This window comes from Amycolatopsis sp. FDAARGOS 1241 (genome assembly GCF_016889705.1).
Taxonomy (GTDB): domain Bacteria; phylum Actinomycetota; class Actinomycetes; order Mycobacteriales; family Pseudonocardiaceae; genus Amycolatopsis.
On record NZ_CP069526.1, the window covers coordinates 509930 to 524709 of the forward strand.

15 protein-coding genes are annotated in these 14780 nt (G+C 73.1%); 6 read left to right on the forward strand and 9 right to left on the reverse strand.

What is annotated here, in order from left to right:
- The first annotated feature begins 35 nt into the window (after positions 1 to 35).
- Complete coding sequence (locus I6J71_RS02460) at positions 36 to 1451, forward strand: trypsin-like peptidase domain-containing protein (protein ID WP_204093235.1); 1416 nt, start codon at positions 36 to 38, stop codon at positions 1449 to 1451.
- Between the two features lie 500 nt (positions 1452 to 1951).
- Here I6J71_RS02460 and I6J71_RS02465 read toward each other — a convergent pair whose 3' ends face one another.
- The 5 genes from I6J71_RS02465 to I6J71_RS02485 form a co-directional block, all read right to left on the reverse strand.
- Positions 1952 to 2401, reverse strand: a complete 450-nt coding sequence (locus I6J71_RS02465; RefSeq protein ID WP_204093236.1) for a hypothetical protein — start codon at positions 2399 to 2401, stop codon at positions 1952 to 1954.
- Entirely contained in the window at positions 2398 to 3531 is a 1134-nt protein-coding gene (locus I6J71_RS02470; RefSeq protein ID WP_204096823.1) for a molybdopterin-dependent oxidoreductase, read from the reverse strand. Before I6J71_RS02470 ends, I6J71_RS02465 begins: the two co-directional genes overlap by 4 nt.
- Before the next feature lie 242 nt (positions 3532 to 3773).
- Complete coding sequence (locus I6J71_RS02475) at positions 3774 to 4403, reverse strand: bifunctional 2-polyprenyl-6-hydroxyphenol methylase/3-demethylubiquinol 3-O-methyltransferase UbiG (protein WP_204093237.1); 630 nt, start codon at positions 4401 to 4403, stop codon at positions 3774 to 3776.
- The gene (locus I6J71_RS02480; RefSeq protein ID WP_204093238.1) at positions 4400 to 5083 is read right to left on the reverse strand and encodes a DUF2064 domain-containing protein; all 684 of its coding nucleotides are present in this window, start codon (positions 5081 to 5083) and stop codon (positions 4400 to 4402) included. Before I6J71_RS02480 ends, I6J71_RS02475 begins: the two co-directional genes overlap by 4 nt.
- Complete coding sequence (locus I6J71_RS02485; RefSeq protein ID WP_204093239.1) at positions 5080 to 5739, reverse strand: glycosyltransferase family 2 protein; 660 nt, start codon at positions 5737 to 5739, stop codon at positions 5080 to 5082. The genes I6J71_RS02480 and I6J71_RS02485 overlap by 4 nt, the downstream gene beginning before the upstream one ends.
- A gap of 144 nt (positions 5740 to 5883) precedes the next feature.
- Here I6J71_RS02485 and I6J71_RS02490 point away from each other — a divergent pair, with 144 nt between their 5' ends.
- From I6J71_RS02490 to I6J71_RS02505, 4 genes are all read left to right on the forward strand, one after another.
- Entirely contained in the window at positions 5884 to 7281 is a 1398-nt protein-coding gene (locus I6J71_RS02490; RefSeq protein ID WP_204093240.1) for a hypothetical protein, read from the forward strand.
- A gap of 8 nt (positions 7282 to 7289) precedes the next feature.
- Complete coding sequence (locus I6J71_RS02495) at positions 7290 to 7988, forward strand: response regulator transcription factor (RefSeq protein ID WP_204093241.1); 699 nt, start codon at positions 7290 to 7292, stop codon at positions 7986 to 7988.
- Positions 7988 to 9043: a sensor histidine kinase KdpD gene (locus tag I6J71_RS02500; protein WP_204093242.1), complete on the forward strand. Its 1056-nt coding sequence runs from the start codon at positions 7988 to 7990 to the stop codon at positions 9041 to 9043. Before I6J71_RS02495 ends, I6J71_RS02500 begins: the two co-directional genes overlap by 1 nt.
- 257 nt (positions 9044 to 9300) lie before the next feature.
- The gene (locus I6J71_RS02505) at positions 9301 to 10110 is read left to right on the forward strand and encodes a triacylglycerol lipase (RefSeq protein WP_239154380.1); all 810 of its coding nucleotides are present in this window, start codon (positions 9301 to 9303) and stop codon (positions 10108 to 10110) included.
- On the opposite strand, the gene I6J71_RS02510 is transcribed toward I6J71_RS02505, so the two are convergent.
- The 4 genes from I6J71_RS02510 to I6J71_RS02525 all read right to left on the reverse strand — a co-directional run bounded on the left by I6J71_RS02510 (position 10100) and on the right by I6J71_RS02525 (position 13834).
- Positions 10100 to 10936 carry an ABC transporter permease gene (locus I6J71_RS02510; RefSeq protein ID WP_204093244.1) on the reverse strand — a complete coding sequence of 279 codons (837 nt, stop codon included), beginning with the start codon at positions 10934 to 10936 and terminating at the stop codon, positions 10100 to 10102. The two genes, I6J71_RS02505 and I6J71_RS02510, sit on opposite strands and share 11 nt — an antisense overlap.
- The gene (locus I6J71_RS02515; protein WP_204093245.1) at positions 10933 to 11841 is read right to left on the reverse strand and encodes an ABC transporter ATP-binding protein; all 909 of its coding nucleotides are present in this window, start codon (positions 11839 to 11841) and stop codon (positions 10933 to 10935) included. The genes I6J71_RS02510 and I6J71_RS02515 overlap by 4 nt, the downstream gene beginning before the upstream one ends.
- The gene (locus tag I6J71_RS02520) at positions 11838 to 12950 is read right to left on the reverse strand and encodes a hypothetical protein (protein WP_239155255.1); all 1113 of its coding nucleotides are present in this window, start codon (positions 12948 to 12950) and stop codon (positions 11838 to 11840) included. The genes I6J71_RS02515 and I6J71_RS02520 overlap by 4 nt, the downstream gene beginning before the upstream one ends.
- A gap of 104 nt (positions 12951 to 13054) precedes the next feature.
- Positions 13055 to 13834: an MBL fold metallo-hydrolase gene (locus I6J71_RS02525; protein ID WP_239154381.1), complete on the reverse strand. Its 780-nt coding sequence runs from the start codon at positions 13832 to 13834 to the stop codon at positions 13055 to 13057.
- A gap of 148 nt (positions 13835 to 13982) precedes the next feature.
- Between I6J71_RS02525 and I6J71_RS02530 the strand changes: the two genes are divergently transcribed.
- A protein-coding gene (locus I6J71_RS02530; protein ID WP_204096803.1) for an IS5 family transposase occupies positions 13983 to 14779 on the forward strand; the annotation gives its coding sequence in 2 pieces (ribosomal slippage) (positions 13983 to 14313 and positions 14313 to 14779; 798 coding nt in all).
- Position 14780 lies beyond the last annotated feature (1 nt).

The window sequence follows — 14780 nt, forward strand, 5'->3', positions numbered from 1 at the left end:
AGGAACCTCTCAGGCCCGGCCGCTTAGGTGATGACATGACCGAGAACGACCCCCACGCGCACGACTCCGCGGAGGGTCGCCAGAACCCGGGTGCCCAACCGGGCACCGAGGGTCAGGCGGCCTGGAGTCAGTCCCCGACGCCCGGTGCCACGCCCGCGTCCGGTGAGCAGGCGACGCAGCAGACGCCGGGTTACCCGCAGCAGGGCGACGCCTACTCCGCGCCGAACCCGTGGTCGGCTCAGGGCGCGCAGACCGGTCCGGTCCGCTACCACCCGTACCCGTCCGCCGGCGGCACGACGCAGCAGCAGCCGTACGCCGCGCCGGGCACGGCGGTGTACAGCGCGCCGTCGAACGCGCCGAAGAAGTCGGGCTCGGGCAAGCTGCTCGCCAGTGTCGCCGCGATCGCGCTCGTGATCGGCGGCGTGGCCGGCGGCACCGTCGGGTACCTGACCGGGGGCTCGTCCGGTCCGTCGGTCAATGCGCTCGACCAGCCGAAGCCCGCGCAGCAGACGGGCAACGCGCCGGCCGGCTCCGTCGAATCGGTGGCGCAGAAGCTGTCGCCGAGCGTCGTCGAGCTGCAGGTCGCCGGCCGCACGGCCGCGGGTGAGGGCTCGGGTTTCGTGCTCAGCACCGACGGCTACATCCTCACGAACAACCACGTCGTCGAGGTCGCCGCGAACGGCGGCCAGATCCGGGCCGTGTTCCAGGACGGCAAGAAGGCCGCCGCGAAGATCGTCGGGCGCGACCCGACGACCGACATCGCCGTGGTGAAGGTCAGCGGCGTCAGCGGGCTGAGCCCGGTGGAGCTCGGCCGGTCGGACGACCTGCGGGTCGGCCAGCCGGTGGTCGCCATCGGCTCGCCGTTCGAGCTGAGCGGCACGGTCACCTCCGGCATCGTCAGCTCGCTGCACCGGCCGGTGCAGGCGAGCGGTGACGAGACCGACCAGGCCACGGTGATGGACGCCATCCAGACCGACGCCGCGATCAACCCGGGCAACTCGGGTGGTCCGCTGGCGAACATGAACGGCCAGGTCATCGGCATCAACTCGGCCATCTACAGCCCCAACGGCGGGCAGGGCGGGCCCAGTGGCCAGTCGCAGGGCGGCAACGTCGGCATCGGCTTCGCCATCCCGATCGACCAGGCCCGCCGCACGGCCGACGACATCATCAAAACCGGCCACGCGACGCAGACGTTCATCGGCGCCAAGGTGGCCGACGCCCCGCAGGGCGGCGCCCAGCTCGGCGACATCACGCCGGGCAGCCCGGCCGAGAAGGCCGGCCTCAAGTCGGGTGACGTCGTCACGAAGATCGACGACCGCACCATCGACAGCGCCGACACGCTGATCGCGGCCATCCGCACCCGCGCTCCCGACGAGAAGGTCACGTTCACCCTCTCCGGCGGCCGCACGGTGCAGGTGACCCTGGGCGGCCAGCCGGTTCCGGCCAACTGATCGCTCGGCCGCCCGACGCGGCCGAGACCAACCACGGCTCGACCCCTGGGGCAGGGGCCGAACCCTTGAAGACCACGCGCGACCGGGCATTCGACGCCGGTCGCGCGTGGTTGTGTTCCGCCCGCTTTTCCGGGCCACCGCCGCTGTGACCAGGTGCTTTGGCGGGTAAGGAAAAAATGTGGGTAATCGACGTTTGGGGCGGGTTGAGCGTGGGCACCTCACCGCGCACGGAGGCCTCTCCGTACCGAGTCGGAGGCGGTACGGGGAGGCTTCCGCCTTGCCCGCACACGGTTTTCGACGTGCGGTGCCGCTGATTCCCGTGTGCCCGAACCGGTGCGAGGTTGATGCCCGAGCCATTCGCCTGCGCCGCAGCCGGTGCGCGGCGTCGAGGGGCCACTGCGTTGTGTGCGCAGAGAGGTGAGGGCCCTGCGCACCGAGCCGGAGCCGGTGACGAGGGGCCCTCAGACGGGCAGGGCGGTGGCGCGCGCCCTGCCCTGGTCTCAGGAGGCGCTCTTCTGCGGCGCTCGGGAGGCCGGACGGTGTGTGGCGAAGGTCCGGACCACTCCGGCGAGCACCACCACGGCCCACACCGCGGCGAGGGTGAGCAGCAGGCCGAGCCACGTGTTGCCGTCGTGCAGGCCCGGTTTCGGGGCGACGCCGTAGGTTCGCCACAGCAGCGGGAACGCGAGGAACCCCAGCACCGCCGTCACGACAGCGCCCACCTGCACCGGCGCCCGCCACGGCGCCGGCAGGACCCGCGACAGCAGCAATCCGAGCACGCCGGCGACGGGCGCGAACACGGCGTCGTTCACGATGGGGCCGCCGCCGAACCACAGGACGGTTTTCAGGCTGTCGGGCCACGCGGGGGCGGCGTAGTCGACGAACAGTGAAACGCCGAAGCCCAGTGCCGCCAGGCCCGCCAGCGCGAGCACGATCCGGATGATTTTCACAGCACCTCCAGCTTCTCGACCCACTTCGTCTGCAGCACGCCCGGACGGCTCGGCGCGATCACCCGGCACGGGTAACCGTGGTCGACGTCGAGCACTTCGCCGTTGAGTTCCAGCGCCAGCAAGGTCAGGTCGTCGGCCGTGTGCTCGCCCGGCAGCGTGCTGGCGCCGTAGAGGCCGGTCTTGTCGAGCGACGACACCCGCACGTCGACGCCTGGCCGGCTCCCGGCCGCGCGCAGCAGCGTCGGGAACGAGATCCCGCGCCACGAAGCCATCTGGCTCCAGCCCTCGACGCAGGCGATCGGCAGGTCCGCGCTCGTCTGCGGCAGGGCACGCAGCTGCGCCAGCGTGAACTGCTTCGTCCCACCTGGCGTCACGATCGACAGGAGCCAGTTCGGGTCGACGGCGGTCCGCGTGACGCGCGCCGCGACGGCCGTGCGGTTCACCGGCAGCTTCTGCGAACCTTTGTCCGTCTTCCACGACAGGCCCGAGACGTCCTTCAGCCACGGCACGGTCGCGCCCGCGGTCGACAGCACGGCCACGCCCGTCACGAGCCACGTCGTCCTCAGGAACCCGCGCCGCGACAGGCCTTCCGCCGGCGGCTGCGGTGCCCGCTCGGTCTCGCGCGTCAACGCCCGCCGTACGATCGGCAGCTTGACCGCGACATGCACCACCACCGACCCGATCGCGACCCACGCCACCGCGTAGTGCACCTGCGGGAAGTAGAAGTTCCACGGGTAGTTCTGCGCGACGTTCAGCAGCCCCGAACTCAGCTCGAAGAACGCCGAACCCGAGAGCACCAGGATCGACAGCCGCTCCAGCGCGTGCGGCAGCGACTTCACCAGCGGCCGCTCGAACAGCTTCGGGAACACGCTCCACAGCTTCGCCAGCAGCAGCGGGATCGCCGCGATGCCGGAGATCACGTGCGCGCCCTGCGTCAGCCGGTACAGCCAGATCGGGCGGCTCGGCCAGAAGAACCAGCCAGTCGGGTGCTGGATCAGGTGGCTGAGCAGGCCCGTGACGAAGCAGATCACGAACGCCAGCCCCAGCAACGCGCCGATCCGTGCCGTGACGCGTTCGCCGTGGGCGCCGCCCTTGAACTGCTCCTCGCGCGGGATCGGCAGCTTCTCGATCTGCTCGTCGGCCCGGGCTTTCGCGCGCTCGGCGCGGACCTTGGCCCCCGCGACGCCCGCCCGCGCCCCGAATCGTTCCTGCGCGGCCGACACGCGTGCGTCGAACCGCCGCCACGCGCCCGCGAGCGGCCGCCCGCGCGGCGCTTCTTCAGGCCGATCCTCGGTGTCGACCGAACTCTCCAGGTCTGCCGCGGCCGAGTCCTCCGGGGACAGCCGATCTTTTCGGGCTTCCATGTCCTCGCTCATCGGCGCTCCAATCGCGCGAACCACCGGGGCCCGCGGCTCGTCGTCCAGTCGACGCGGAACCCGGACCGCACCGCGACCTCCGCCACCGCGTCGGTCCCGACCCACGCCCACCCGAACCACGGCGTGGCGTCCCCGGGCAGCACCCGCACCGCTTCGCGCCGCAGCCCGTTCCCCGGCGGCTCCAGCTCCACCAGCACGTCGCCGTCCGGCGCGAGCAGCTGCCCGATCCGGTCCAGCAATGCCACCGGGTCGCCGCCGATGCCGATGTTGCCGTCCGCGAGCAGCGCATGGTGCCAGCGTCCTTCGCCGGGCAGCGGCTGGAAGACGTCCCGCCGCAACGCCGCCGCGCCACGCTGTTGCGTCAGCCGCACGGCGGTCGGCGAGCTGTCGACGCCCAGCGCCACCACCCCGCGCCGCGCCAGCGCCGCCGTGAGCCGGCCGGGGCCGCAGCCGATGTCGAGCGTCGGCCCGTCGCACGCGTCGAGCAGCACGGTGTCGCCCTGGCCGCACCCGTCCGTCCACCGGTCGACGGGCAGGTCGACCCGGTCGCCGTTCGCCAGCTCGAGCCAGCAGCGCTGCCCGAGCAGCCCGCGGTCGAACTCCCGGCCGCGACTGCGTTTCCTCACGCCACGTCCCGCCCTTCGACCGCGCGCACCGCCGCCGCGAACCGCCCGCGCGGCGCCGCCGCGGCCACCCGCCGCGCATCCGTCATGGTGTCCACATCGGACAGTTTCGGCAGTGGCCCGGTCGTGAGCCCCGCCGACTCGAGTGCCTGGCGCGTGCGGGTTCCCGTGTCCTCCTGGGACATCGGGACTCCGGCCAGCACCTGCGCGTGATGCGGGTCGGCGAGCCCGAGGCCCCACCAGCCGCCGTCCTCGGCCGGCCCCAGCACGGCGCCGTGCACCCCGCGAAGCACCGGTTCGATCGACGCGTCCAGCAGCTCCGGCGTGACCTGCGGGGTGTCCATGCCGATCTGCAGCACCGGCAGCCCCGCGAGCACCGCGGCGACGTCGGCGTGCGCGTTGGCCAGCCGTGCCCCGAAGTCCCAGCCGCGCTGGGCGATCACGGTCGTCCGCCGCAACGCGCGGCCGAGCTCGCTTCCGCGGGCGGCCGCGCCCAGCTCCCCGGTCATCGCGACCACCGGCACCGCTTCCCGCGTCGCGCACACCGCGTCGAGCGTGTCCAGCAACGCGGCCGCGGCGATGTCCGCCGCCTGCGCGGGCGTCGCGGGCGGGCACAACCGCGTCTTGGCGAAGCCGGGCACGGGCGCCTTCGCCACCACCAGCAGGCAGAACCGCGCGGTCATCGGGCCAGCACCCGCCCGAAGTCGCGGACCGCGCGCAGCGTGCCCCGCACCGACCCCGACACCTTCGACTTCGTGCCCTTCGCGCGTTCGCCGTACCGCACGTCGAATTCCCGCACCAGCCAGCCCGCGCGCTGCGCCCGGATCAGCAGTTCGAGCGGATAACCGAACGCGCGGTCGGTGATCCCCAAGCGCAGCAACGCTTCCCGCCGCGCAGCCCGCAACGGCGCGATGTCGCGCACCGGCAATCCCCGGCTGCGCAGCAGTACCGCCAGCACAGCGTTGCCCGCTCGCGCGTGCCACGGCCACACGCTGCGCCGCACCGGCACCCGCCGCCCGACGGCGAGGTCGGCGCCCCCTTCCACCGAGGCCACGAGCCGGGGCAGGTCACCCAGGTCAAGGGACCCGTCGGCGTCGGCGAAGCACACGACGTCCGCGGTCGCCGCCTCGAGCCCGGTGTGCACTGCGGCGCCGTACCCGCGGCGGGGTTCGTGCACCACCTTCGCGCCGAGGGCGGCCGCCACTTCCGGGGAACCGTCGGACGAACCGTTGTCCACCACGATGGCGCGGTATCCCGGCGGCAAGGCGGCCAGCACGCCCGGCAGGGCCCCGGCCTCGTCGAGGCACGGGAGCACGACGTCTACCTGAAGATCGCTCACCCCGCGTACGGTAGGTCCGTAAAGGACGGTCGAGAACCCTTGCGCCGCTTACCGAAATCTGACGTCCGGCCCAGTTCTTACCGACTTCTGACGGCTGCCCGTTCCCGCCCGCGAAACGCCCCGTGCGGAGTTATCGTGCGGACGATGAGCGAGTCGACGACGGCTGCCCGGCTCGCCGAGCCGCCCGCGCCTGCCCCCGCCCCGCCCCGCCCGCGAGGCGACCTGGTCGCGGTCGGCGCTGCCCTCGCGCTCGTCGCCACGGCGACCGCCCTCGGCCTCTACTACAACCGGCCGGGCTCCGGCGTGGTGATCTACGCGTTCGCCCCGCCGATCTTCGCCCACTGGCTGCCCCACGTGGGCCCCGGCTCAGTGTTCGCCGTGCTGGTCGCGGCCGCCGTGGTCCTGTGGGGCCCCGCCGTCGCGGCCCGGCTGCCCTGGCGACGGGCCCTCGCCGCCGGGTACGCGACGTCACTCGCCTGGATCTTCTCCCTCGCGCTGGTCGACGGCTGGTCACGCGGCTTCACCGGCCGGCTCACCACACCCCAGGAGTACCTCCACGAGGTTCCCGGGATCACCGACATCCCGCGGTTCCTGCGCGAGTTCTCCTCCCGGATCCTCGACTTCCAGCCGAACTCCTGGACCACCCACGTCTCCGGCCACCCGCCGGGCGCGACGCTCGTCTTCGTCTGGCTCGACCACCTCGGCCTCCGCGGCGGCGCGTGGGCGTCGACCGCCGTGGTCCTGGTCGCCGCACTGGTCACGGTCGCGGTGCCGGCCACGGTCGCGCTGCTCGGTCGCCGCGACGCCGCCCGCGCCGTCCTCCCGTTCGCCGTCCTCAGCCCCGGCGCCGTCTGGCTGGGCGTCTCCGCCGACGGCCTCTTCGCCGGCGTCACGGCCACCGGCGTCGCCCTGCTCGCGCTGGCGGCCGTCGGCTTCCGCGCAGGCCGCCGCTACGCCGTCCCGACCGCCCTGGCCGCGGGCGTGTTGCTCGGCTACGGGGCCTTTCTCTCGTACGGCCTCGTCCTGCTCGGTCTCGTCGCCCTCGCCGCTGCGGCACTCGGCCGGCAGTGGCGCGTCGCCGCCCTCGCCGTGGTCGGCGCCCTCGCCGTCGTGGCGGCGTTCGCACTGGCCGGCTTCTGGTGGCTCGACGGGTACCACCTCGTCGTCGAGCGCTACTACCAGGGCGTGGCCGCGGTTCGGCCATACTCGTACTGGGTGTGGGCCGACCTCGCCGCGGTCGCCGTCGCGGCCGGCCCGGCCGTGGTCGCCGCCGCCCGCCGTGGCGTGGCCGGGGCGATCCGGGACTGGCGCGGCCTGCTGCGCGACCCGGTGCTGCTCCTCGGCGTCGCCGCCGTGGTGACGGTCGCGTTCGCCGACGTGTCCGGCCTGTCGAAGGCGGAGGTCGAACGGATCTGGCTACCGTTCGGCGCGTGGCTGCTGCCGATGACGGCGCTGCTGCCCGCGCCGGGCCGTCGCTGGTGGCTCGCCGCGCAGGCGGCGACGGCGCTGGTGGTCAACCACCTTCTGCTGACGAGCTGGTGAGGAGACGCATGGAGGACCAGGCCGGGCGCGTGCTCGTGGTCGACGACGACGAGACGGTGCGCGACGTCGTCCGCCGCTACCTGGAGGTGGCCGGCTTCACCGTCGACGTCGCCGGTGACGGCGCCGCCGGGCTCGCGCTGTTCGCCGAGCGCGTCCCCGACCTCGTGGTGCTCGACGTGATGATGCCCGGCCTCAACGGGCTCGAGGTCTGCCGCCGGCTGCGGCAGGTGAGCCAGGTGCCGATCGTGATGCTCACGGCGCTCGGCGAGGAGGAGAACCGCATCGCCGGCCTGCAGCTGGGCGCCGACGACTACGTCACGAAACCTTTCAGCCCCAAGGAGCTCGCCCTGCGCGTGGCGTCGGTGCTGCGCCGCGCCCGCATGCCGCGCCCCCAACCCCCTGCCGCTGAGCTCGTCGACGGCGACCTGCGCCTGCAGATGAGCGCCCGTCAGGCCACCCTCGGCGGCGCCGAACTCCCGCTCACCACGCGCGAGTTCGACCTGCTCGCGTTTTTCCTCGCCCACCCCGGGGTGGCGTTCTCCCGCGCCGACCTGCTCGAGCGGGTGTGGGGCTGGGACTTCGGCGACCAGTCCACGGTGACCGTCCACGTGCGACGGTTGCGCGAAAAGATCGAACGCGACCCCGCCAAGCCGACGCGGGTCGCGACCGTGTGGGGGGTCGGCTACCGCTACGACCGGGAGCAGTGATGATCGACGCCGGCGACTCCGCGTGGGTGATGTTCACCCACATCCTGCACATCCTGCCGTTCGCGCTGCTGTTCGCGCTTCCGGTGGCGGGGCTGGGCGGGCTCGCGCTCTACCTGCTGCGCCGGCGTTCGCTGGCGACCACGATGACGGTGCTCGTGCTCATCCCTGTCGTGGCACTGCTCGTCGGCGTGCTCGGCATCAGCGGTTTCATGTTCACGCCGGCCCTGATGACGGAGCTGCTCGTCTGCCTGCTCGTGGCCGTCGTGACGGTGCCGGCGGCGATCGTGCTGGGCCGCATGATCGCGCGCCGCAGCGTTTGGGAGCGCGAGGCGCGCGACCGCGAACGCGCCGCGGAGGCCTCCCGGCGCGAGCTCGTCGCCTGGATCAGCCACGACCTGCGCAGCCCGCTCGCCGGCATCCAGGCCATGGCCGAGGCACTCGCCGACGGCGTCGTTTCCGAACGCAGCGAAGTCGCCGACTACGCCCAGCGCATCAGCGGTGAGACCACCCGGCTTTCCGGCATGGTCGGGGACCTGTTCGAGCTCTCCCGCATCACCGCGGGGGCGCTGGAGCTGACCATGTCCGCCGTTCCGCTGCGCGACGTGGTGAGCGACGCCGTCGCCGCGCAGTCGCCCGTGGCCGAGCGCAAACGCGTGCGCGTGCTGGAGAACGCGGAGGCGTGGCCTGTCGTGTCGGGCAGCGACCCGGAACTCGCGCGGATCGTGCGCAACCTCGTGTCCAACGCCATCCGCCACACCCCGCCCGACGGCACCGTCGCCGTCCAGCTCGGCATCGACGGCGATCAGGCCCTCCTCGCCGTCGACGACTCCTGCGGCGGCATCCCCGACGACGAGATCGGCCGTGTCTTCGACGTCGCCTTCCGCGGCACCCAGGCCCGCACGCCCGATCGCAGCGGCACTACCTCCGGCGGCGGCCTGGGGCTCGCCATCGCCAAGGGACTCGTCGAGGCGCACCGCGGCCACATCGGCGTCCAGAACCACGGCCCCGGCTGCCGCTTCGAAGTCCGCCTTCCCCTGTCGACGGTCAGCGTCTGACGGACTGCGTTCGCGCCGATCGGAACCGTGGTTCCCGGCCGGTTGCGGCAGCCGTCGGGCAGGTCGTGGTCGCTGCCACGCCCGCTCTGCTGGTGCGTCGACCGGTGTTCAACCGGATCGCTTTCGCCCGTGACTCACCGGCCAGGCGCGTCGATCCGCCGCATCGGCCGATGGCGGTCGGTCCGAGGGCGGCCAGGCAGTGCGATCGATCCCGGCGCTCACAGCCACCTCGCGAAGATCCCGGCATCATGGAGGTCGTGAGCGTTTCCGCTTGGCTGCGTGGCTTCAGCCCCCGCCGGCGCCTGCTGCTCGCCGCGTCCGCGCTGGTGGTGGTCGCCGCCGCGGTGGCCGCGGTCGTGGTCGCGATCACCGGCGGCAGCGGCGCACCCCGCTCGGGCACGCCCGCGCAGGACGACCCCGGGCCGGTGCTGCTCATCCCCGGCTACGGCGGCAGCCGGGACTCGCTCGAACGGCTTGCCTCCGTCATCCGCGCCCGCACCGGCCACGAAGCCGACGTCCTCACCCTCGCCGGCGACGGGACCGGAGACCTCCAGCAGCAGGTCGGCGTGCTGGCCGCCGCCGTCGAACAGGCCTACCGCCACGGCGCACCGTCCGTGGACGTGATCGGTTACTCGGCCGGCGGCGTGGTCGCCCGCTTGTGGGTGGCGCAGGAGGGCGGCGAGCACCAAGCTCGGCGCGTGATCACGCTCGGCGCCCCGCTGCACGGCACCACCCTCGCGGCGACGGGCGCGCAGCTGGCGCCCGGCGCCTGCCCGGTGGCCTGCCAGCAGCTCGTGCCCGGCAGCGCGCTCGTGCGCCGGCTCGGCCCGGTCCCGGACGGGCTGCCGTGGCTGTCGCTGTGGACGCGGCTCGACCAGACCGTGGTGCCGCCCGAATCAGCCCGGCTCGAGGGCGCGGTGAACGTGCCCCTCCAGCAGCTCTGCCCGCAGGACCGCGCCGCGCACGGGGACTTGCCCACCGACCCCGCCGTGACCGGCGTCGTGCTCCAGGCGCTCGGCACCGAGCCGTTGCGCGCGCCGACGGGGTGTCCAGCGGTCAGTCCGTGACGTCCTTCGTCGCGAAGTTCGCCCACGCCGCCCCGAAGAACACCACGATGTACCCGGCCTGGAGCAGCAGGCCGTGGTCGATGTTGCGCCACAGCACGGGATCGCGGAAGAAATCGAGCCACGACAACCAGTAGTGCGTCGGCAGGAACGGCTTCACGGGCGCCGCAGCGTCGAGCGTCTCCAGCACCGAGCTGGTGATCAGCACGGCCAGCCCGCCCAGTGCGGCGCCGATCGCCGAATCGGTGACGGTCGACAGGAACAGCGTGATCGCCGCGAAACCCACCATCGACAGCACCACGTACAGCACCGCGCCCAGCAGCCGCAGCACCAGCGACGACGAGGACAGCTGGACCCCGGACAGCGAGACAGCCGCCGCCGGCGGGGCACCCGAGGCCCCCGGCTGGGCCCCGGTGCCGAACAGCAGCACCCCGATGACCAGCGACGTCAGCACCACGACCACGATCGCGAGCGTGACGTACACCGCCACCGACACGAGCTTCGCCGTCAGCAACCGCGTGCGGCCCACCGGCCGGATGAGCAGGTACCGCAACGTGCCCGTCGACGCGTCGCCTGCCACAGCGTCGCCCGCGGTCACCGCCACCGCGATCGGCAGGAACAGCGGCAGCACCAGCGCGAGCGCCGCCGCGGGGTAGAGCGTGCCGTCACCGACGACCGCGCTGAGGAACGCCCCGCCCTGCCCCGGCGGCGGCGCGAAGTCCGCCGTCGCCAGGAACACCGCGACGATCGCGGGCAGCAGGCACAGCAGCAACATGCTCACCCACGTCCGGGGGCGCAGCACCAGCTTGCGCAGCTCGACGCGGATCACCGGACCTCCCCGAAGCTGTCCGAGCCGGGCCCGGTGACGTCCAGCACCACGTCCTCCAGCGTCCGCCGCTGCACCGCGAGCTCCCGCACCCGCACGCGTCCGGCCACGAGCTGCTCGTTCAGCGCCGTGACGTCGTCGTGCCGGACCACCAGCCGGTCGCCTTCCCGTTGCTCCACCCGCCCATCGAGCAGGGCGACGGCCGTGGCCGGGTCCGGCGTGGTGAGCAGCACCCGGCCGGTCACGGCCCGCAGGGTCGCCAGGTCGTCCTGCAGCACGAGCTTCCCGCGGTCCACGATGCCCACCCGCGTGCACAGCTGTTCCACTTCGGCGAGCAGGTGGCTGGAGAGGAACACCGTGGTCCCGTCGCGGTTGAGGTCCACGAGCAGCTCCCGGATCTCCTTGATGCCCTGCGGGTCGAGCCCGTTGGTCGGCTCGTCGAGCACGAGCAGCCGCGGCTTGTTGAGCAGCGCTGCCGCGAGTCCCAGCCGCTGGCGCATGCCCAGCGAGTACGCCCGCACCGGCCGCTGGTCCACCTTCGCCAGCCCGACGCGCTCCAGCGCGTCCTCGATCCGGGGTCGCCGCGTCCGCCGCGCGCCGCGGCCGGCGGCGTCGAAGAGCGACAGGTTGCGCCGCCCGGACAAGTGCGGGTACGCCGCCGGTCCCTCGACGAGCGCCCCCAGCTCGGGCAACGCCTCGCCGACGCGCTTCGGCACCGCTTTCCCGAGCACCTCGATCTCGCCACGGGTGGGGTAGACGAGACCGAGCAGCATGCGCACCGTGGTGGTCTTGCCCGAGCCGTTCGGGCCGAGGAAGCCGTAGCGGTCGCCCTCGCGCACGTCCAGGTCCACGGCGTCCACGGCCAGCACCCGGCCGAACCGCTTCGTGAGGCCCCTCGTGGTGATCATCGAACACTCCGCACGGGCCGGGCCAGCTCCGCGCCGGCGGCGGTCAGCACCGACGGCGTCACGGACCCGGCGAGCAAGTACGCCCGGCGCCCGGACTGCGGGCGCACGACCGCGAGCGACAACGGCGTGATGGACAGCTGCACGACCTCACCCGACTCCGGCCGGGTCGTGGCCGCCCCGGCCTTCGACGCCGCTTCCGCCAGCTCGCCGCCGACGTCACGCGGCAGCGCGACCACCGCGAACGAAGCCAGCCCCGTGCCGTACAGCGCGGCGCCGCGGATGCCGCCGAGCCGGGCGTCCCGCACCGGCCGGCCGTCCAGCGTGTCCGGCAGTCGCGCTCGCCCGGACGCCCCCAGCGCCTGCGCCAGGTCCGGCGCGCTCGTGACGCTGAACCCCACGGCCGGCGCGGGTTTCGGTGGCGTGAGCACCGGGGCCGTCTGCTCGACCTCCTGGAACTCGCTGGTCACGATCGGTGCCTGCTGACCGCGAGCGGTGATCTCCACCTGCAGCGGCAGGCCTGTGCTGGGATCCGCCCACACGTCGACCCGCCCGATCGTGGTCGCGGGGTCGGCCGGCGTGATGCGCACACCCGACGCGGCGACGCCGGCGATCCGGCGGCCGGGCAGGGCACTCGCGGCGTCGCCCGGCGCCAGCCGCAGGATCCGCCGCGCCAGCTCCGGCGGCAGCAGGTCACCGGCCCGCGGCAGCCGCACCGCGGGGTCACCGACCAGCTTCGTCAACATGGCCGAGCCGTAGTCCCAGGTGTATTCGGCGTCCGGGAATTTGTAGACGTCCCGCTCGCCAGCCGTGGTCAGCGTCGCCACGCGGTAGCGGTCCGGCGCCGCGTACCAGGCCCGCATAGCGGTGGTGCCGGCGAACAACGCGGTCAGGTCACCGAGGTTCGGCAGCTGGGGCAGCGCGAGCGAGCCGGCGCTGCGCACCACGCCCTGGTACGGCGCCTTGTCCGAGGCCAGCACGAGCGCCCGCAGGCGGCTCGCGTCGACGGTGCCTCCACGCGGCCCCAGCGCTCCCACCACCGACGCGATCGCCACCAGCACCGCGGCCACGGCCACGACGACCGCCCACCGGCCCAGCTTCGCGCGGCTCACGACCGACAAGGAGCACCACCTCCCCGTCCCTTTCTACGCTCGCTCAGCGCGGGCGGGGGAGGGCCGGAGGCCTACCGGAGTCTTACGGGCGCTCGCTTTCCCGCTCACGACCCGACGGCCACCGCGTCCACCGGTTCGGCCACCCGATCGGCCGTGACGCGGAAGAACTGCAGACCGGGGAAGTGCGCGGGCGCGACGATCGTGTCGGTGCCCGCGACCTCGCGCAGCCACCGCTGGCGCGTCAGCAGCGCCAGCGACGGGTCGGTGTCGCTGACGAAGCGGATGTTCGAGTCGCCCAGCTGCGCCGGCGTGTGGAGCACGTCGCCGAGCAGGACGACGCGGCGCCCGTCCGCGGTGACGTCGAGCACGTAGTGGCCCGGCGTGTGCCCAGGCGCGTGCCGCGCGGTGACACCGCGAGCGATCTCGACGTCGCCGTGCAGCGCACGCAGGTGGCCGTGGCCGCGGACGGTCTCCAGCCCCATCCGCGTCCAGTCGTGGCGTCCGACCGGCTCGACGAGCGCGGCCCAGTCCTGCGCGCCGTAGAGCACCGTCGCGTTCGGGAAGTACCGCTTGCCCTGCGGCGCGATCCAGCCGACGTGGTCGTAGTGCAGGTGCGTGAGCACCACCGTGTCGACGTCCGCCGGCGAGCACCCGGCCTCCGCGAGCGCGATGGGCAGACCGCCGCCCGCGCCCATGTCGCTGTCGTCCGGCTGCAAGCCTTCCGGGAACTCGATCTCCCGCGGGCCGAGCCCCGCGTCGACGAGGATCGTCCGGCCGCCGCCGCGGATCAGAAGCGCGCCCGTGGGCACGTGGACCATGCCGTCTTCTGCGAAGGCGTCCGGATGTCTGCCGGCGTCGAGCCCCGGGAAGAACGGCGCCGGCAACCGATCTCGAAACTCCCCACCTCGATCGACCGCATGCACACGACCAAGATCGCCCCGCCCGCGTTCAATTCCGGAAAGTGACCTTAGAGCGTGTCTCGTTTGGATCTTTCCCGCTGGGCTGCAATGATCTTGTACCGTGATCGACTCGCTGTCGCAACGGCTGGTGCCCGATGACTTGTGGGCGTTGGTGGAACCGCTGGTCCCGCCGGCAAAGGAGCGTCCGCAGGGTGGTGGTCGTGCGCGGACTGATCCGCGGGCGGTGTTCACGGCGATCGTGTTCGTGTTGACCAGTGGTTGTGCGTGGCGGCACCTGCCGCCCTCGTTCGGGGTATCGGTGCCCACGGCGCACCGGACGTTCACCGAATGGACCGAGGCCGGGCTGTGGCGGCAGTTGCATCAGGCAGTGCTGGACGAACTGGGCGGCCGGGGTTTGATCGACTGGTCTCGCGCGGTCCTCGACGGAGCATCCGTCAGGGCCAAAAGGGGGGCGGTCTGACCGGTCCGAGCCCGGTCGACCGCGGCAAACCGGGCTCGAAGATCCACGTACTGTCCGACGGGGCCGGGCTGCCCCTGACCGTCGCGATCTCCGCGGCCAACACTCACGACAGCCACGCGCTCAGACCTCTGGTCAACGCGCTGCCGCCGATCCGATCGCGCCGCGGACCGCGGCGCCGGAAACCGGCCAAACTCCACTCCGACAAGGCCTACGACATCCCCGCCCTGCGCGCCTGGCTGCGCCAGCGCGGGATCGTCCCGCGCATCGCCCGCAAGGGCATCGAATCCGCCGAGAAACTCGGCAAACACCGGTGGGTGATCGAACGGTCCATCGCCTGGCTGACCGGCTACCGGCGACTGACCATCCGCTACGAACGCAAAGCCGGCCACTACCTCGCCTTCCTCACCCTCGCCGCCACCATCACCTGCCACAAGAAACTCGCCAAATGAG